We start from the raw sequence: 19,780 nt of genomic DNA, 5'->3' as shown, positions 1-19,780 counted from the left end.
CGTCGTGAACTGGGCCCAGTCCGTTTGGGGAGTGTGTGGTGACGGGGCAGATGTGATCTGAGGAGTCGGACCTGACGTCAGCGGGAACGCTGGGGGCGCGCCGAGGGCCGCCATGGGAGGGGCACGCCGGGGAGGCACGCCGGGGCGCCGTTTCAGGCCGTGCCCCTGGACCTCACACCTCGTACCTCACACCTCACACCTCGCACCCGGCACTGGCACTGGCACTGGCGCTGGCGCTGGCACCTCACAGACTCATCGTCAGGATCCGTGCGTTGCGCCGGGGGTCGAGGGATGCCGCCCAAGCGGTGGGTGCCCGGTGCGCGGTCGTGGGGGCGAAGCCGTACCGCAGGAAGAGGTCGCCGCCACCGGTCGTCGCCGTGAACAGCGCGCTCAGCGAACGGGCACGTGCCACGGTCAGAACGGCGCGGAGAAGCCCCGCTCCCACACCGCGGCCCTGACGGTGCCCGGCGACGCAGAAGTTGTACAGCACGCCCACAGGTCCGGGGCCCTCCCCCGGCCCCGCCGGATACAACCGCAGCCCCACGCAGCCCGCCAGGGAGCCCGGGGAGCCGGCGGAGGCGTCCGCCACGAGGAAGTCGTCGGACTGGGCGGCGTACAACGAGGCCGGTCGTTCGCGCAGCGCGCCGGAGCGTACGAAGGGGCGGGACAGAGCCACGAGGGCCGGGGCGTCCTCCGCTCGGGCGGAGCGCACGGAGGGCGCCGGCAGGGAACCGGAGGACGTCGGCACGTACGCAGAGGTTGCTGGCGCCGAGGCTTCCGACGCTGCGGACGGTGTCCGTGCGATGAGTGCGTGCGGCAGCTGGGCAGGGCGCGGCGTAGCCGTGATCAAGGCTGTACCTTTCCGGTTCCGCGGTCGGAGGGCGGCTCGACGCCGTGGCACAGCCCCGACGAACCGAGCTCAATAAGGCTAGCCTTACCTAAGTCATGAGTCCAACCGGCGCAGGACCACCAGGCACCTCAGGGGCACCGCAGGGGCACCGCAGGGAGACCGCGCAGGAGGACCTCAGGGAGCCTCCACGAGAAGTCGAGCGCCGGGCGTCGGCGTAGGGGGAGACGAGCTCGAACGGCACACCGAACACCGGACACCGGACACCGGACACCGGACACCGGACATCAGCCGTACAGAACGGCACAAAACAAAAGGCAAGAGGGAGTGCCCACCTCTTGCCACTCTCAACTTATAGCGCACCGGGGGGCTTGCGGCAAGGCCCCCGTGCTGCCGCACAATCACTGGCCTCGGAACGGAGTGACGACGTGAATCCCCTGGCCACCAGTGCTTTCAACCTTCCCGACAACCTCTCGGCCAAGGCCGACCCGGCGTTGATCGCCGCCGACGAACGGCACTTCGCGGCCATCGCGGAGAGCCTCGACCAGACCGTCACCGAACTCTCCGGACGGCTCGACGCCTTGCGCAGGGCGCCCGGCGGCATCGGCCGGGAGGCGCTGGAGCGGGACTCGGAGATCCACCGGGTCAGCAGCCGGCTGCGCGCCCTGCGCCGGTTCGGTCTCGACCTGTGCCTCGGGCACGTCGTCGGTGCCGACGGCGCCGAGCCCCTCTACATCGGACGCCTCGGCCTCACCGACAGCGAGGGCCGCCGGTTGCTCGTCGACTGGCGCTCCCCCGCCGCCGAGCCGTTCTTCGCGGCGACGCACGCCCATCCAATGGGGCTGGCGAGCCGCCGCAGGTACCGCTGGTCCGGTGGGCGGATCAGTGACTACTGGGACGAGGTGTTCACGGCCGACGGCCTCGAACACCACGCCGCGCTGGACGATCAGTCGGCCTTCATCGCGAGCCTGGGCAGCAACCGTTCGGCGCGGATGCGTGACGTGCTCGGCACCATTCAGGCCGATCAGGACGCCATCATCCGCGCGGGCTCGCGCGGCGCCCTCGTGGTGGACGGTGGTCCGGGCACCGGGAAGACGGTGGTGGCCCTGCACCGTTCCGCCTACCTGCTCTACTCCGACCCCCGCCTCGGGCACCGGCGCGGTGGGGTGCTCTTCGTCGGTCCGCACGAGCCCTACCTGGGGTACGTGGCGGACGTCCTGCCCAGCCTCGGCGAGGAGGGCGTCCAGACCTGCACGCTGCGGGATCTCGTCGCCGAGGGGGCCTCCGCGGTGCCCGAGAGGGATCCGCAGGTGGCCCGGCTGAAGTCGTCGGCGGGCATGGTGCGGGCGATCGAGAAGGCCGTCGCCTTCTACGAGGAGGCGCCCGCCGAGAGCATGACGGTCACGACGCCGTGGTGCGAGGTACGGGTGAGCGCCGACGACTGGGCCGAGGCGTTCCGGGCGCCGGGCCCGGGGACCCCGCACAACGAGGCGCGTGAGCAGATCTGGGAGGAACTCGCCACGATCCTGATGGACAAGCAGGGCATGGACGAGGACGAGGACGGTGTCGCGCCGGAGCAGTTCCTGCGGGCGCTGCGGCAGGACAGGGAGCTCGTCACCACCCTCCACCGCGCGTGGCCGCTGCTGGAGGCGGCCGATCTCGTGTCCGACCTGTGGACGGTCCCCGCGTATCTGCGGTTGTGCGCGCCCTGGCTCGACCGCGACGAGGTGGCAAAGCTGCAGCGCAAGGACGCGCCGCAGGCCTGGACCGTCTCCGATCTGCCGCTCCTGGACGCGGCACGGCAGCGGCTCGGCGACCCGGAGGCGGCGCGGCTCAAGCGCCGTCAGGATGCCGCCGTCGCCGCCGAGCGCGCGCGCATGGCCCTGGTCATCGACGACATCATCGCGGCCGCCGACTTCAACTCCGCGGGTGACGACAGCGAGGGCGCGGTACGGATGCTGCGCGGCAAGGACCTCCAGGACAGCCTGATCGACGAGAGCGCACTGCCCACCGCCGCACCGGACCGGCTCGCCGGGCCGTTCGCGCACGTCGTCGTGGACGAGGCGCAGGAACTGACCGACGCGGAGTGGCAGATGCTGCTGCTGCGGTGTCCGTCGCGGAGCTTCACCGTCGTCGGGGACCGGGCGCAGGCGCGGCACGGGTTCGCCGAGTCGTGGGAGGAGCGGCTGAAGCGGGTCGGGATCGACCGAATCGACTTGGCCTCGCTCGGCGTCAACTACCGTACGCCGGAAGAGGTCATGGCGGAGGCCGAGCCGGTCATCCGGGCCGCGCTGCCCGACGCGAACGTGCCGACGTCGATCCGCAGCAGCGGAGTTCCCGTCGTCCACGGGCCGGTGGAGGATCGGGACGCGATCCTCGCGGCGTGGCTCGACGAGCATGCCGAAGGGGTGGCCTGCGTCATCGGCGACCCCACGTTCCGGGCCACGTCCCGGGTGCGGTCGCTGACGCCGGAGCTGTCGAAGGGGCTGGAGTTCGACCTGGTCGTCCTCGTCGACCCGGAGACGTTCGGCGACGGGATCGAGGGGGCCGTCGACCGCTATGTCGCGATGACCCGGGCGACCCAGCGGCTCGTGGTGCTCAGGAGTTCCCCGCGGGCGTCCGCGGACTCGTCTCCCCAACTCTCCCTAGCGCTCCATGACTCTCCCTAGCTCTTCCTAGAGGACACCGCAGGTCTCCCTGGAGGACACCGCAGGTCTCCCTGGAGGACACCGCACGCCCGCCCACGTACGTGGCCACCACCTCGATGTCGCCGATCCGCTCCACGTCGACGTGGTGCGGGTCGTCAGCGAGCACCGTCAGGTCGGCGAGTTTGCCCGGCGTGAGGGAGCCCAGGGTGTCCTCCCAGTGGCAGGCCCTGGCGGCGGCCACCGTGTAGGCGTGCAGGGCCTCGTCGACCGTAATGCCCTCGTCGGGGCCGATCCTCCGGCCGGACGCGGCGGCGCGCTCGACCATGAACTGGACGGCGCGCAGCGGGGATCCGTCCGTGACCGGGCGGTCGGAGCTGCCCACCAGGGGGACGCCGTGGTCCAGGAACGCCCTGCCGCGGTAGAGCCAGGGGGCGCGTTCCTCGCCCATGATCGTGGCGTAGTCGTCGCCGAAGTACCGCAGGAAGTTGGGCTGGACGACCGCGGCGACGCCGAGCCGTGCCATGCGCGGCAGTTGGTCGGGGCGGATCAGGCCCGCGTGCTCGATGCGGTGCCGGGCGTCCGGTCGGGGGCGGCGGCGCCGGGCCTCTTCCAGTGCGTCCAGCGCGAGGTCGGCCGCGCGGTCGCCGATCGCGTGGACGGCGAGCTGCCAGCCCGCGAGGTGCCCCGCCACGATGGTGTCCGCGAGCGCCTGCGGGTCGTCCTGCAACTGGCCCGTGTGGCCGAGGCCTTCGTACGGGCTGCTGAGCGCGGCGGTACGGGCCATCATCCCGCCGTCCGTGTAGATCTTCAGCGCGCCCACCGAGAGCCGGTCGTCGCCGAAGCCGGTGCGCAGGCCCAGGTCGAGGGCACGGGGGATGCCGTCGGCCCGGTGTGCGGCGACCGGGCGCAGCCGGTCGGCGGAGACCATGAGCTGCACGCGCAGCGGCAACAGGCCCTCGTCGCGGGCGAGTTGATAGGCGCCCAGCTCGACCGGACTGTGACCGAAGAGGGTGCCGCCGATGCCCGCCTCGGCGCAGGCGGTGACGCCCTCGGCCAGACAGGTGCGGGCGGCGCGGCCGATGGCGTCGGCCAGTTCGCGCTGGGAGTACGGCAGGCGCAGCGCGCGGGCGGCGCCCATGGCGCCCTCGGCGAGGAAGCCGTTCTCGTGCGGGAGGTCGCCGGGCAACAGCGCGAGGACGGCGGAGTTGACGACGCAGCCGTGTCCGGAGTCGTGCAGCAGGTACACCTTGCGTCCGCGGCTGACCCGGTCCAGGTCGGCGGCGGTCAGATGGCGGCCGAGGGCCCGCTGGTCGTAACCGGCGACGTTCACCCAGGCGCCGGGCGGGCTCTGCGCGACGGCTTCGGCCACGACGGCGAGCACGTCGTCGATCCGGGTACGGCCCGCGATGCTCGGGGTCCGCTGCTTGAACCCCGTCCAGGCCAGGTGCACATGGGCGTCGATGAACCCGGGCAGCACGGTGGCGCCCCGGAGGTCGACCACCTCGGCCGCGGGCAGTGACGTCACGGCCTCGTCGAGGCCGACGATCCGGCCCCGCCAGATGCCGAGGTCATGGGCGACGGGGTGGTCCGGATCCATGGTGAGGAAGCGCGCGTTGGTCAGTCGGGTGCAGAGCATCGACGGGGTTCCTCCACGCCGTGGCGCGGTGGGTCAGCTGTCCATCGAGGCGATGAGGGACTTGGGGCGCAGGTCGGTCCAGTTGGTCTCGATGTACTCGAGGCAGGCCTCCCGCGAGTTCTCCGGGAAGGCGGTCGTCCACCCGCCGGGCACCTCGGCGAACGACGGCCAGAGCGAGTGCTGGCCCTCGTCGTTCACCAGGACGAGGAAGCGGCCCTCGGGGTCGTCGAAGGGGTTGGTGCTCATGGGTGAGTGCCTCCTTGGGCTGACGGGCTGACCAGGGATGGAAGGGAAGAGCTTGATTAGGTTAGGCTCCCCTAAATTACTGCGAGCTTAGCCTCTTCCCCTTCCCTCTCACAAGGAGACGTTCATGCGCCCGGGTGCCGATACGGAGAACGCTTCCCACGCCTTCGACGCGTACGGGCTACCCGGTGAACCCGGTACCGACGCGTTCTGGGCCGCGGTCGGTGCGCCCGTCTCCGTTCCCGCCGACGCCGACGGCGACAGTGACGGGGGCGGCGGCGGGGGTTGGACGATGTTGTTCCTGTGGCGCGGGGCGCCGGCGACCCTCTCCTTCGAGAGCTGGTCCGACCCCGTCCCGCTGCGTCGCTGGCGGGATTCGGACTGCTGGTACGCCGAGGTGGCGATGCCCGCGCGGTTGTGCGTGACCTATCAGTTCCTCGTGGGCGGGGACGGGGACGGCGGCGGGGACGTGGGCATGGACGGTGCCGCGTACGCCGATCCCTTCAATCCGGCCGGCGCGGGCGGTGACCGGTCCATCGCCGCCACGCCCGACGTCCCGGCCGCGCCGCACTGGCCGCTCGTCGGTGCCGATGACGTCCTGCCCCTGCCGCGCACCCGCATCCGCTGGGCCAGCGAACGGCTCGGCGGGCGGCGGACCGTACGGGTCCATCCGGTGGGCGGCGGCGGGCCGTTGGTGCTGCTGCTCGACGGGGACGACTGGCTGTATCTGCACCCGGCCATGACCGCCTTCGACGCGGCGGTGGCCGCGGGCGAGATGCCTCCCGTCACCCTCGTCTTCCTGCCGGCCAAGGACCGGGCCGCCGAGTTCGGCTGTGACCCCGCGCTCTGGGAGGCGGTCCGCGACGAACTGCTGCCGTTGGTCGCGGAGAGCGGCGTGCCGGGTGATCCGGGGGGGCTCGTGGTCGTCGGGCAGAGCCTCGGCGGACTCAGTGCGATGTACGCGGCGTTGGAGTTCCCCGAGTTGGTCTCCCGGGTCGCCTGTCAGTCGGCGTCGTTCTGGTGGACGCGGGACGCCTTGGGGCGGGCGGATCTGATGGCGGGGCCGCTGGGTGGTGCCGTCGCCGAACGGTTGCGGGAGCGCCGGGCCGACCTGTCGGGGCTGCGGGTCGCGTTCGATGTCGGGGAGCACGAGGTGGGGATGTTGCCGCACTGTGAGGTGGTTGAGGGGCTGGTGGCGGAGGCGGGGGCGCGGGTTCGGGTCGACCGGGGGGCGTGCGGGCATGATCGGGCGGGGTGGCGGGGGGCGGTGCTCAGGGATGTGGCCTGGGCTTTGGGGTAGCTCCCTGGGGGGCTGTGATCTTGCGGGGTCCGCGGGGCGGGGTGGGCGAGTTGGCCGTCCGGCCGGTGGGGGGTGGTCGCGCGGTTCCCCGCGCCCCTTTGCCTGCGCCGTGTGTGGCCTTGGACGTCTCGGCCCCCGGCGACGGGGTGTGTGAGTTGGCCGTCCGTCCGGTGGGGGCTGGTCGCGCAGTTCCCCGCGCCCCTTAATCGGCGCCGTACCTGACGTCGTACGTTCGCGACCCTTAACCGGCGCCGTGCGTGACGTCGTACGTTCGCGACCCTTGACCGGCGTCATACGCGACCTCGTACGTTCGCGACCCCTACCGGCGCCATACGCGACCTCGTACGTTCGCGCCCCGGGCCGGGGCCCACCCCCTGCCCCTCAGCTCAGCAGCTCACCTCACCTCCCCCTCAACGCGCCACCGCCGCGCAGTACTCCTCGTCGTGGGTCAGGAGGTTTCGGTGGGTGTCCTCCCTGGTGATCGTGCCGTCGGACAGGATCAGGACGCGGTCCGCCGCGTCCAGGAGGGCTGGGCTGCTGGTGATCACGAGTGTGGTCCGGCCCCGCCGGAACTTCGCCACGTTGCGGGCGATGAGCTGCTCCGTGACCGCGTCGACGGCCGTCGTCGGGTTGTGCAGGACGAGGACGTCCGTGTCGGCGGCCAGGGCGCGGGCCAGGGACAGGCGTTGGCGCTGTCCGCCGGAGAGGTTCGCGCCGCGGTCGCGGACCGCGTAGTCGAGGCCCTCGCGGTGCAGCGCGACCACATCGGTCAGCATGGACGCCTCGACCGCCTCGGGGACCGAGCCACTCGTGCCCGCCGGGTCGATGTTGCTGCGCAGCGTGCCCGCGAAGATCTCCCCGTCGTACGGGTTCACCAGCAGGTGCTCGCGGACCGACTCCACCGACAGGGCGGCGATCTCCTGCCCGCTGACCCGCACCACACCCTCGTACGCCTCGGGCGGCACGTTCACCGCCAGGATCGAGGCGAGGTCGGCGACCGCGCGCGGCTGGTAGCCGGCGATGGCCACGAACTCGCCCGGTGCCACCGTGAACTTGAGCTCGCGCAGCGACCCGTACCGGACGCCGTCGACCTCCAGGCCGCCGCCCGCGGCCGGGCGCCCCGTCCCCGGGTCCGACACCGGCGGCGCGGCGAGGACCAGCGCCATCCGCTGCGCCGACGCCCGCGCGATCATCACGTACTTGGGCATCTCCGAGAACATCTTGAGCGGCTCCATGATGAACTGCGCGAGGCCCACGGCCATCACGAGCTCACCGATGGTGATCCGGCCCTCGAACGCCAGCCAGCCCGCCGTCAGGGTCACCGCGGCGGCCAGGACGGCGTTGAGGGCCTGCGCGGTGCCCGCGTACACGCCGTTCACCCGGGCGACGGTGACCGACTGGTGCATCGCCTCCGCGCTGACCTCGCGGTACGAGCGGAACGCCGCGTGGTTGCCGCCGAAGCCGTGCAGCGGGCGCAGGCCGCTGATCAGGTCGGCGACCTTCGCGCCCGCCCGCGCCACCCGGGCCTGCTGCTCCCGGGTGCTGGAGCCGATGCGCTTGGACATCACGCTCAGGATCGACAGGATCGCTACCGTTCCCACCATCACGAGCAGACCGAGCCGCAGATCGGCCAGGCCCAGGGCGACGGCCGCAACCACCACCGCGACCAGCGAGCTGACCAGGAGCGGCACCACCTCGATGATGTCCGCGGTCTGGTCGGCGTCCTCGGTGGCGATGGTCAGCACCTCGCCGGACTTGAGGTCGACGTCCCGGGCCACCGGCTGCAGCCCGCACCCCGCGACCCGCACCCGCCAGCGGTGCGCCTCCGTCGTGTTGGCCTTCTGCAGGACGCGCATCCCGAACCGCCACGACAGCGAGACGGTCGTGATGATCACGGCGAGCGCGGCGATCGACAGGCCGAGGGCGCCGAGGGTCCGGTCGTCCTTCATCGTGTGCTCGACGATCATGCCGAGTGCGATGGGGAAGGCCGTCTCGCCCGCCTGGTACAGGCCCATGAGCAGGGTGCCCAGGGCCATGGCGCCGATGTTGCGGCGCAGGGCGGTCCTGAGGATGTCGGAGCCCTTGCGGGGCCGCGGCGGGTCGGGAGTCGTGTCAGGAGTTGTCATCGAGATGGCGGGCAATCGCTTCCGGGGTTCGCAGGGTGAACAGGTCACGGATGGTGACCACGGGGCCGTACTCGCGGCGGAGCAGCCCGATGAGGCGCACCGCCAGCATGGAGTGTCCGCCGAGGGACACGAAATCGCTCACCGCGCTCACCTCGTCGTCGTCGAGGTCCAGGGCTTCGGCGAAGAACTCGCAGACCACGCTCTCCGTCTCGGTCTCAGGGCCGCGCTCCCCCGCCGTGGTCAGCGCGCCGAGGGGCTTGGCCTCCGGCAGCGCCTTGGTGTCAGCCTTCCCGTTCACGGTGAGCGGGATGCCGTCGACCTCGGCGTAGTGGGTCGGGCGCAGGAAGTCCGGCAGTGCGGCGCCCACCTCGGCGGCGACGGCGGCCAGGTCGGCGCCGTCCAGGACGAGGTAGGCCGCCAGCCGGTACGCGCCGTCGACCTGCGGGTCGGCCTGCGCCACCGCCGCCGCGAACCGGACCGCCGGGTGGGCCGCGAACGCCGCCTCGACCTCGCCCAGTTCGACCCGGTGGCCGCGGATCTTGACCTGCTGGTCGGTGCGGCCCAGGTACGTCAGGTTCCCGTCGGGCCTGCGGACCACCAGGTCGCCGGTGCGGTACATGCGCTCGCCGGGTGCGCCGAACGGACACGCGACGAAGCGGTGCGCGCTCTGGCCGGGCTGTCCGAGGTAGCCGCGGGCGATGCCGACGCCGGCCACGTACAGCTCACCGGGGACGCCGTCCGGCAGGGGCCGCAGCCACGGGTCGAGGACGTACACGTCGGTGTTGTCGATGGCGACGCCCACCACCGGGTCCTGGCACTCGAAGGTGCCGACGCCGAGGGTGTTGATCGTGTACTCGGTCGGTCCGTAGAGGTTGTAGCCGACCGTGCCTTCGGTGTCGGCGAGCCGCTGCCACAGCGACGGGGTGACGGCCTCGCCGCCGAGCAGGACCAGCGCGGGGCGCCGCTCCGGGCGGTCGAGCAGGCCCTCGGCCACCAGCTGCTGGGCGTACGTCGGCGTCACGTTGATGACGTCGATGCCGTGTTCGGCGCAGTACGCGACCAGTCCCGGCGCGTCACGCCGCAGCTCCTCGTCGCAGATGTGCACCTCGTGGCCGTCGGCGAGCCACAGGAGCTCCTCCCACGACATGTCGAACGCGAACGACACGGTGTGCGCGATCCGGAAGCGCCGGTGGCCGTGGACCGCGAGGACCGGCTCGAAGATGCGGCGCTGGTGGTTGATCAGCATGTTGGTGAGACCGGCGTACTCGGTCACCACGCCCTTGGGCTTGCCGGTCGATCCGGAGGTGTAGATCGTGTACGCGGGGTGGCGCAGCCGGTCCGGGTCGTCCGGCGCGAACGTCACGAAGGGTTCGGCCGCGGGCAACGGCCGGTCCAGTTCGATCAGTTCGCAGGCGCCGGCGAGGCGCGGGGACACGGGGCTCACCGTGAGGATCACCTCCGGGCGGGCGTCCGCGACGATCGCCGCGATCCGCTCGTCCGGGTGGTCGAGCTCCAGCGGTACGTACGCGGCGCCGACGCGCAGCACCGCGAAGAGCGCCACGATCGAGTCGAGGGAGCGCGGGACCGCGAGACCCACCGTGGTCTCGGGGCCGATGCCGCGTGCGGCGAGGACACCCGCCACCGCGCGGCTGCGGTCCCGCAGCCCGGCGAAGGTCAGGGTCGCGCCATGGGCGACGAGGGCGGTCCGGTCCGGGTCGCGGTCGGCGGCGCGGTCGAACCGGTCGACGACGGTGTCCGTGCCGACGTCCGTGCGCGCGGCGGGTGCGGGGTGCTCGCCGAGGCCCGGCAGCGCGCCGAGCGGCCCCCTCGCGCGGGCGAGGTCCTGCAGGACGCGCACGTAGTCGTCGAGGAGGCGCCGGGCGTCCGCGGTGTCGCCGTGGCGGTGCTCCAGCTTGATCGTGAGCTTCTCGCCGGGCGTGACGACCCAGGTGTACGGGTAGTGCGTGGAGTCGTCGGCCTTCACCGAGGTGATGCCGTGCCGGGAGTTCATCTCCGCGAACGCGTCCATGTCCAGGAAGTTCTGGAGCACGAACAGGTTGTCGAAGAGCGTGTCGTGCCCGCTGGCGCGCTGGATCTCGCCGAGTCCGAGGTGCTCGTGCTCCATCGCGTCGACCCGGGAGGCCTGCACGGCGGACAGGTAGCCGCCGACGGTGTCGTCGGGGCGCGCCCTCGTCCACATCGGCACGGTGTTGAGCAGCACGCCGACGATGTCGGACAGGCCCTCGCCGTCGCGCCCGGAGACGGTCACGCCGAACACCGCGTCGGCGCGGCCGGTGTGCGCGCCGAGCAGGAGGCCGAAGGCGCCGGTCAGCACCGAGTTCAGGGTGACGCCGTGCTCCTTGGCCGCGTTCCGCAGCAGCTCCGACTGCTCGGCGGAGAGAGTGTGCACGAGCGCGGGCGGCAGCTCCTCGGTCAGGGTGGGCCTCGGTCCGGCGAGCAGGGTCGGGCCCGTCAGCTCGGCCAGGTGCTCCGCCCAGAAGCGGGTCGACACCTCCGGGTCCTTGGCGGCGAGCTCCCGCGCGTACTCCTCGAAGCTCGGCGTGGCCGGGCTCGCGTCGAGCGGCTCGCCCGCGACGACGGCCTCGTAGGCGTCGAAGAGGTCGCGCAGCACGATCTCGCGGGACCAGCCATCCCACAGCAGCAGGTGGTAGCTGAGCAGCAGGCCGTCGCGGCCGTCCGGCAGGCGCACCACGGTCAGCCGGATCAGCGGCGGCTCGCCCGGGTCGAAGCCCGTGTCGCGGTCGCGGGTGCGCAGCGCGTCGACCTCGGCCTCGCTCGTGAGCTCGACGGTGCGGACGGCGACGCGGCGGCCCGCCTTGAGGACCTGGACGGGGTTGCCGTCGTCGTCGGTGGTGAAGCCGGCGCCGACGACCGGGTGGCGTGCGATGACGTGCGCCATGGCGTCGGCGAGCGCGTCGGTGTCGAGCCGCCGGTCGAAGGTGAACCAGCTCTGCGCGACGTAGTGGCCCGCGGTGCCGGCCAGCTGCGCCTGGAAGAACAGGCCGCGCTGCAGCGGGGTGACCGGCGCGGTGCGCTCGGCGGTCACGGCGGCGTCCGCGAGGTGCTCCAGGGCGCTCGTCCAGTGCCCGGTGATCTCGTCGGGCACACCCTCGGCGAGGGTGAAGGCGGCGTGCAGGCTGCCGGTCGCCTCGTCGGTCCAGGCGTTGACCTCGACGGCGTACGGGCTCGGCTGGTCGCCGCCGGTGACGTGCACCGCCCGGGACTCGCCGCCCCGGCCGAGGTAGTTGAACAGCACCTGCGGGCGTGCGGTGAGCAGCGGCGCCGTCTGCGGGTTGAGGTAGCGGAGCCTGCCGTACGCGGTGTGGCCCTCCTCGTCCGGCTGGCGCGCGGCGACCTCGTGGGCGGCGGCGACGGGGTCGGTGTGCGCCGTGAGACGCACCGGCGCGATGGAGGTGAACCAGCCGACCGTGCGCGTGTAGTCGTGGTGGGCGAGGGCCGGGACCCGGCCGTGCCGCTCCAGCTCGACCGCGAGGTCGGTGGGGTCCTCCTGGACGTGGGTCAGCGCGGTGCGCAGCGCGCCGCAGAGCAGTTCGGTGAGGCCGACGCCGAGGGCGCCGGGCGCGGTGCGGGTGACGCGGTCGCTCACCTCGGGCGGCAGGACGACGGTCCTCTCGCGCAACGCGCCGACGGCGGGCAGCAGTTCGGCCGCCCGGAGCGTGTCGACCCAGTGGCCGAGGGAGTCGGCCGGCTCGGTGGCCCGCAGCGTCAGCGCCTCGGCGTACTCCGCGTAGGACGTGGTCGGCGGCGCGAACTCCGCGCCGCGCATGGCGGCGGTCAGGTCGTCGGCGATGACCAGCCAGGACACCGCGTCGACGGCGAGGTGGTGCACGGTGACGACCAGGGTGCGGGTCGACTCCAGCCAGGAGAACGCGACGACGTTGCCGGCCTCGGGGTCGAGCCGGTCGGCGGCCTCGTGCGCCGCCGCCGTCGCGTCGGCCGCGTCGCTGCGGACGACGGTGATCACGCGGGCGGGCTCGGTGCTCAGCGCCCACACGCCGTGCTCGACGCGCAGCCGCAGCCGCAGCGCCGGGTGCGCGGCGACGACGGCGTGCGCGGCCCGTTCGGCCTCGGCGAAGCCGGCGCCCTCCGGCGCCGGGACCGTCCTGGCCTGCACGAACCGGTCGAGGGAGCCGCCCAGTTCGCGCTGGCGCAGGATGATCGGCGTCGGCGGCAGGGGTCCGTCGGCGCGCCGGTCGGGTGCGGGCGCGGGCGTCCGCGGCGTGCTCGTCCCCAGGTGGGCGGCGAGGGCGCGCGGCGTCCTGAGCAGGAACACGTCCCGGGGCGCGATCGGCAGGCCGAGGGCGCGGGCGCGGTTGATGACGGTGATGGCGACGATGCTGTCGCCCCCGGCGGCGAAGAAGTCGGTGTCGGCGTCGACGGCGGAGCCGGGCAGCACGTCCGCGAAGACGCCGGTCAACTGGGAGAGGGCCGAGGAGCCTTCGGTCGCGGGCGCGTCCTGACCGGGGCACGCGGGCGCGTCCTGACCGGGGCCGCGCACGCCGGTGTCGTCGGCGGTCGCGGCCGCCCGTGCCACCAGGGCCTTCCGGTCCAGCTTGCCGTTGACCGTCAGCGGCAGCGCGTCGAGCGGCAGCACCCGGCCCGGCACCATGTGCACGGGCAGCTTCGCGGCGAGCCGTTCGGCGAGGTCGTCGGGGGCCCGGCCCACGACGTGTGCGACCAGGTGGTCGCCGCTGTCCGCGACGGTGACCGCCACGTCGACGACACCGTCGAGTTCGCGGACCGCGGACTCCACCTCGCCGAGCTCGATGCGGAACCCCTTGAGCTGCACCTGGTCGTCGGCGCGCCCGGCGAACTCCAGCTCGCCGTCGAGGGTGCGGCGGGCGAGGTCGCCCGTGTGGTACATCCGGGAGCCGTCGCCGGCGAACGGGTTCGCCACGAAGCGGCCCGCGGTCAGCCCCGGCCGGCCCAGGTAGCCGAGCGACACCTGGTCGCCCGCGACGTAGATGGCGCCCACCTTGCCCGGCGGCACCGGCCGCAGCCGGTCGTCGAGGACATGCACGACCAGGCCGGGGATGGGCCCGCCGATGGGACTGAGGTCACCCTCACCGACGAGGTCCGCGCCGAAGTCGCCGAAGTCCGCGTCCGTCAGCACCCGGTGCGTGACATGGACCGTCGTCTCGGTGATTCCGTACATGTTGACCAGCTCGGGCGAGCCGGTACCGTGCCGCTCGACCCAGCCGCGCAGCCGTCCGAGGTCCAGCGCCTCGCCGCCGAAGATGATCCGGCGCAGCGCACCGGCCGGCTCGTCGGCGTGCTTGTCGGCCTCGATGAACTGGTAGAACGCCGACGGCGTCTGGTTGAGCACGGTCACACCGCGCTCGCGGACCAGGCGGTGGAAGTCGACGGGCGAGCGCGTCAGGCCGTACTCCGGCACCAGCAGCTCACCGCCGTGGACCAGCGCGCCCCACAGCTCCCAGACCGCGAAGTCGAAGGAGAACGAGTGGAACTGCACCCATACGTCGTCCGGCCCGAAGCCCATGTCCGGCCGGGTGTTGGCGAGCAGCGTCACGACGCTGGAGTGCGGGACGACGACGCCCTTGGGGCGCCCGGTCGAGCCGGAGGTGTAGATGACGTACGCGGGGTCGTGCCAGCCGGCCTGCGGGGCGGGCGCGTCCGTCGCGTCGTGCGGCGGCTCCTCGCCCTGGACGAGGACGCGGGCGCGCACCCCGGTCCGGTCGAGGAGCGCGGTGAAGCGGTCCCGCTGCTCGCGGTCGACGAGGACGACCTGCGGGGCGGCGTCGGTGAGGATGTACTCCAGGCGCTCGTCCGGGTAGGCGAGGTCCAGCGGGACGTACGCGCCGCCCGCCGTGACGATCGCGACCAGCGCGGTGACCTGCTCGACGGAGCGCGGCACGGCGACGGCGACCCGTCGTCCCGGGCCGACCCCGGCGGCGCGCAGGGTGGCGGCCAACTCGTCCTTGGCGTGCGCCAGTTCGCCGTACGTGAGGGAGCGGGTGCCGCCGTCCAGGGCGCACTGGGTGACGGCGGTGGCGGCCGGGTCGCGGTGGGCGGCGGCGTCGAACAGGGCGCCCAGGGTGGCCGGTTCGACGCGGGCGGGCAGCCGGGAGTCCCCGGGCACGAGGTCGCGTACGAGCGCGTCGGGGCGGGTGAGCAGGCTCGTGAGGGTCTCGCCGAACGTCCGCAGGATGTCCTGGGCGCTGTCCTCGCGCAGCAGTTCACCGTCGTAGATGAGGTTGAAGCGCGGGCGGCCGTCGAGCGCGCGCTCGACGACGAGGGTGAGCGGGTAGTGCGGGGCGCCCTCGTTCACGAGGTCGGTGATGACGAGCTCGGCGTCGGGGGTCCGCAGGCTGTCCAGGTCGGTCGCGACGTCGAAGACGACCAGCGTGTCGAAGAGCGATCCGGCGCCCGCCTGGCGGCCGATCCGGGCCAGCGAGACGTGCTGGTGCGGCAGGACGGCGCCCTGGTGTTCGCGTACGGAGGCGAGCAGCTCGCGTGCGGTGGTGGCCCCGGACCAGCGGGCGCGGACGGGGATCGTGTTGATGAACAGACCCACCATGTCGCCGATGCCGGGCACGTCGGCGTCGCGTCCGGAGACCGTGGAGCCGAAGACCACGTCGTCGCCGTGCAGGATGCCGCCCAGCGTCACCGCCCAGGCGCTGTGCACGGCCGCGCTCAGCGGGACACCGGCGTCCCGGACCGCCGCGTCGACGTCGGCCTGCGCCTCGGCGGCGGTGTCGGCGAACCGGTCGGAGGGCGTGTGCCCCTCGGCGACCAGCGAGGCGCCGGGCAGCCCGGCGAGCTCCTCGCGCCACACCCGGTCGCTCTCGTCGTCGTCGCGTCCGGCCAGCCAGTGCACGTAGTCGGCGAAGCCGCCGACCGGGTACACGGTGCCCGGCGCGTGGTACTCGGCGAGCAGCGCGCGCAGCATCGGCGGCACCGACCAGCCGTCGGCGATGATGTGGTGCACGGTCTGCACCAGGACGGTGCGGCCCTCCCCCGCGCGGATGAGCGTGTACCGCATCAGCGGACCGGTGGCGAGGTCGAACCCGGCGCGGCGGTCGCGCTCGGCGAGCTCGCGTATCTCGGCGTCGGTGATGCCGGGGCGGTCCAGCGTGGTGAAGGGCGCCTCGACGCCGTGCTCCAGGACGGAGACCACGCGTCCGTCGGCGAGGGCAGTGAAGCGCGCCGCGAGGTTCGGGTGGAGGGCGAGGAGCCGGGTGGCTGCGGCCGCGAGCCGGTCGGCGTCCACCTCGCCGTCCGGCGTCTCAAGGGTGAGGAGCTGCTGTTCGACGTACGCACCGGCCGAGTCGTCGTCGAACACCGAGTGGAAGTACAGGCCTTCCTGCAGCGGGGTCAGCGGCAGGACGTCCCGCAGCGACGGGCCGTCCAGGGCGTCCACGTCGGCCTGGGTGAGCGGCACCAGGGGGAAGTCGCTGGGCGTGTGGCCGCCCCCGTCGAGCGCGGCGAGACCGGCGAGGGCCACCCGGAAGTAGCCGCCGAGGGTCTCGACGTCCTCGTCGGTGAACAGGCCCTCGGGCCAGGAGATGGTCGTGACGAGCTCGTACTCACCGCCGTCCGCGGCCGGTTCGGCGATGGCGTTGAACTCCAGGGCGCGCGGCAGCCGCATGGCGGGGTCGCGCTTCTCGCCGAGCTGGCCGGTGGCGCCCGCGAGGTTCCAGTCGCCCTGCGCGCCCGCGTCGAAACGGCCGAGGTAGTTGAAGAGCACCTGCGGCGCGGGAGCGTCGAACGCGGTGTCGGCGAGGTAGCGCAGCGCGCCGTACGAGATGCCGTTGCTCGGGACCCGCGCGAGGTCTTCCTTGACCGCCTTCAGGGCGGCGGCGAGGTACTCGGGCGAGGTGAGGTCGGGGGCGGTGCCGGGGTCGACGGTCACCGGGAAGAGGGTGGTGAACCAGCCGACCGTGCGCGAGAGTTCGGGTTCGAAGCCGGCGGCGTCCGCCACGTACCGGCCCTCGCGGCCGTGGCCCTCCAGCTCGATGTGGGCGAACGTCTGGTCCTGGCCGAGGTCACGGCGCCAGCGGGCGAGGGTGACGGCGAGCGCGGTGAGCAGCACGTCGTTGACGCCCGCGTGGAACTTGGCGGGGATCTCGCCGAGGAGCGCGGCGGTGACCTCGGGGCCGACCGAGACGGTGCGCAGCCGCTCGCGGGCGACGGTGTCGGCCGCGGACAGCGCGCGCCGGCCCACCGGCCGGTCCTCGCCCGGCAGGGGGCGCCGGAAGTACGCGTGGTCGGCCTCGAAGTCCGAGCGCCCGAGCAGCTGCGTCCAGCGGCGGAACGAGGTGCCCTCCGGCGGCAGTTCGACCGGCGTGCCCGCGGCGCACTGGCGCCAGGCCGTGGCCAGGTCCTCCATCAGGACCCGCCAGGAGACGCCGTCGACGACCACGTGGTGGACGACGACGACCAGTTGGCGCTCCGCGCGGCGCCAGACGGCGCGCAGCATCGCGCCGCCGTCGGGGTCGAGCCCGTCGGTCGCGAGCGTGACGCACGCGTCGAGCGGCAGGTCGCTCTCCCGCCACACCGGGGCGGCCGGGGCGCTCTCCGGGATGTCGAAGCCCCAGCGCTCGCCGCGCACCAGGCGGGCGCGGAGCATGGGGTGCCGGGCGAGGAGCGCGGAGAGGATCTCGTCGAGCGCTTCGGGGGTCAGGTCTACGGGGGTGTTGAGCACCACGGACTGCACGAAGCCGTCGATCGCGTCGGTCGTCTCGCCGAGCCACCGCACGATCGGTGAGCCCTCGACGGGCCCGGTCGCGACGTCGCCGTGGTCGACGGTGGAGACGTCCTCGCGGCTCGCCACCGCCGCCAGGGCGCCGACAACGCTGTGGTCGAAGATCTGGCGCGCGGTGACGTAGAGGCCCGCCTCGCGCAGCGCGCTCAGCAGCGAGATGGTCAGGATGCTGTCGCCGCCGAGCTGGAAGAAGTCCTGGTCGACGCCGACTTCGTCGAGCTGCAGGACGGCCGCGACCGCCGCGCAGACCGCGCGTTCGTCCTCGGTGGCGGGCGGGACGACGGCGCCGGTGCCGGTGGTGGGCTCGGGCAGCGCCTTGCGGTCGAGCTTGCCGTTGGCGGTAAGCGGGAACTCCGTCATCACGACGAGGTGGGCGGGCACCATGTACTCGACCATGTGCGCGGTGGCCCACGCCTTGACGTCCTCGGCGCGCAGCCCCTCGTGGCCGGCGGCCGGGATCACGTATCCGACGAGGTAGGTGCCGCCCGCCGTGTTCTTCTTGGCGACGACGCAGGTGTGCCGGACGCCGGGGTGCTCGGCGAGGCCGACCTCGACGTCCTCGATCTCCAGGCGCATGCCGCGGATCTTGATCTGGTTGTCGGCGCGGCCGAGGAAGTCCAGGGAGCCGTCCGGCTGGAACCGGGCGAGGTCGCCGGTGCGGTAGAGCCGGGAGCCGTCCGCGGCGAAGGGGTTCGCGATGAAGCGGGAGGCGGTCAGGCCGGGGGCGTTGACGTAGCCGCGGCCGAGCAGGAAGCCGCCCGCGTACAGCTCGCCGCCGACGCCGACCGGCACCGGGCGCAGCTCGTCGTCCAGGACGTACAACTGGGTGTTGGGGTTGGCCTTGCCGATGGAGGTCGACAGGCGTTCCGCGGCGCCCCGGTAGATGACGTGCGAGACGCCGATGGTCGTCTCGGCCGGGCCGTAGCCGTGGTACATCGGGATGTCGAGCCGGGTGCGGAACCGCTCGTACAGCTCGGGGGTGAGCACCTCGCCGCCGCACCAGACGTGCCGCAGGCTGTCCAAACGTCCGGAGTCGCCGGCTATCTCCAGGAGCACGTCCAGCATGGACGAGACCAAGTACGTGAAGGTGACGCGCTGTTCGGCGATCACGCCGAGCAGGTGGTGCGGGTCGCGTTCGCCGCCGGGGCGCAGGACGACCAGGCGGCCGCCGCTGACCAGCGGCAGGAAGATCTCGTTGATGGAGATGTCGAAGGACAGCGGCGCCTTGAAGAGCGAGGCGTCGTCGTGGCCGAAGTGCAGGATCTCGTCGACCTGCCAGAGCAGCCGCTCGGCGATGGCCTCGTGACGGATCATCGCGCCCTTGGGCCGCCCGGTGGAGCCGGACGTGAAGATGACGTACGCAAGGGCGTCACCCGGCACGGTGACCTCGGGCGCCTGGGTCGGCTCGGCGCCGAACCGCCAGTCGCCGAGGTCCACCTGGACGGCCTCGGGCTCGTCCGGGTCGCCGGCGCCGGAGTCGTCGAGCTGCAGCACGACGCGGGCGTCCTCGATGACGACGGCGCGGCGCGCGGCAGGCCACTGCGGGTCGAGCGGCACGAAGGCGCAGCCTGCCTGCAACACGCCGAGCAGGCCGATCACCATGTCCGCGGAGCGGCCGAGCGAGATGCCCACGACCTGTTCGGCGGTGAGCCCGCGGCCGACGAGGTGGTGGGCCAGCTGGGCGGAGCGTTCGGCGGCCTCGCGGTAGGTGAGGGACCGGTGTTCGTCGACGATCGCGACGGCGTCGGGGCGGTTGCGCGCCTGCTCCCGGAACATCTCGACGATGGTCGGGCGGACCCGCTCCGCGTCGGTGTCGTTCCACGCGAGGAGGGTCCGCAGCCGCTCCTCGGCGCCGGTCGCCGCGATGGTGCCGAGCGGCCGGTCGGGGAAGTCGGCCAGGTCGTCCAGGGCGAGCTGCGCGTCGGCCTGCGTGACGCCGTCCGGGACGGCGATGCTCCAGCCGTCCTCGCCGGCGTCCCGGCTGCCGGGCCCGGTGCCGCCGTTGGCGACCCAGCCGAGCACGTCGGCGAAGAGCGTGGCGTCGGTGAGCTCGATGCCTTCGGGGCTCTGTCCGGTGGCCCAGTACGTCAGCGCGACGGCACACGCGTCGGCGAGGGTCCGGTCGCGGTGGTCACCGGCCCGCCGACGCAGATCGGCCAGGCGCGGGGGAGAAAGCAGTACGAGGCGAGCGCTCGGTTCCATCATCGAAGACA

General features: G+C 73.1%; 7 protein-coding genes. 2 read left to right on the top strand and 5 right to left on the bottom strand.

Annotated elements, in window-relative coordinates; all coding sequences use genetic code 11:
• Positions 1–244 precede the first annotated feature (244 nt).
• On the bottom strand, positions 245–748 hold the full coding sequence (locus ACZ6CV_RS19990) for a GNAT family N-acetyltransferase (protein WP_469252091.1): 504 nt from the start codon (positions 746–748) through the stop codon (positions 245–247).
• Positions 749–1,275: 527 nt separating this feature from the next.
• Between ACZ6CV_RS19990 and helR the strand changes: the two genes are divergently transcribed.
• Complete coding sequence (gene helR / locus ACZ6CV_RS19985) at positions 1,276–3,516, top strand: RNA polymerase recycling motor ATPase HelR (protein ID WP_469252090.1); 2,241 nt, start codon at positions 1,276–1,278, stop codon at positions 3,514–3,516.
• Here helR and ACZ6CV_RS19980 read toward each other — a convergent pair.
• Positions 3,446–5,131, bottom strand: a complete 1,686-nt coding sequence (locus tag ACZ6CV_RS19980) for an amidohydrolase (protein WP_469252089.1) — start codon at positions 5,129–5,131, stop codon at positions 3,446–3,448. The two genes, helR and ACZ6CV_RS19980, sit on opposite strands and share 71 nt — an antisense overlap.
• A 33-nt stretch (positions 5,132–5,164) precedes the next feature.
• Positions 5,165–5,377, bottom strand: a complete 213-nt coding sequence (locus ACZ6CV_RS19975) for an MbtH family protein (RefSeq protein WP_355804394.1) — start codon at positions 5,375–5,377, stop codon at positions 5,165–5,167.
• Positions 5,378–5,501: 124 nt separating this feature from the next.
• On the opposite strand from ACZ6CV_RS19975, the gene ACZ6CV_RS19970 reads away from it, so the two are divergent.
• Entirely contained in the window at positions 5,502–6,674 is a 1,173-nt protein-coding gene (locus ACZ6CV_RS19970; RefSeq protein ID WP_469252088.1) for an alpha/beta fold hydrolase, read from the top strand.
• 410 nt (positions 6,675–7,084) lie between these two features.
• Here the strand turns inward: ACZ6CV_RS19970 and ACZ6CV_RS19965 are convergent, their stop codons facing one another.
• Positions 7,085–8,800 carry an ABC transporter ATP-binding protein gene (locus ACZ6CV_RS19965; protein WP_469252087.1) on the bottom strand — a complete coding sequence of 572 codons (1,716 nt, stop codon included), beginning with the start codon at positions 8,798–8,800 and terminating at the stop codon, positions 7,085–7,087.
• A complete protein-coding gene (locus ACZ6CV_RS19960) occupies positions 8,787–19,772 on the bottom strand; it encodes a non-ribosomal peptide synthetase (RefSeq protein ID WP_469252086.1) in 10,986 nt (3,661 codons plus the stop codon). Before ACZ6CV_RS19960 ends, ACZ6CV_RS19965 begins: the two co-directional genes overlap by 14 nt.
• Between the last annotated feature and the right edge of the window lie 8 nt (positions 19,773–19,780).

This window comes from Streptomyces sp. NPDC041713 (genome assembly GCF_055591085.1).
Note: the sequence above shows the minus strand (reverse complement) of the source record. Positions and strands in the feature narration are given on the sequence as shown.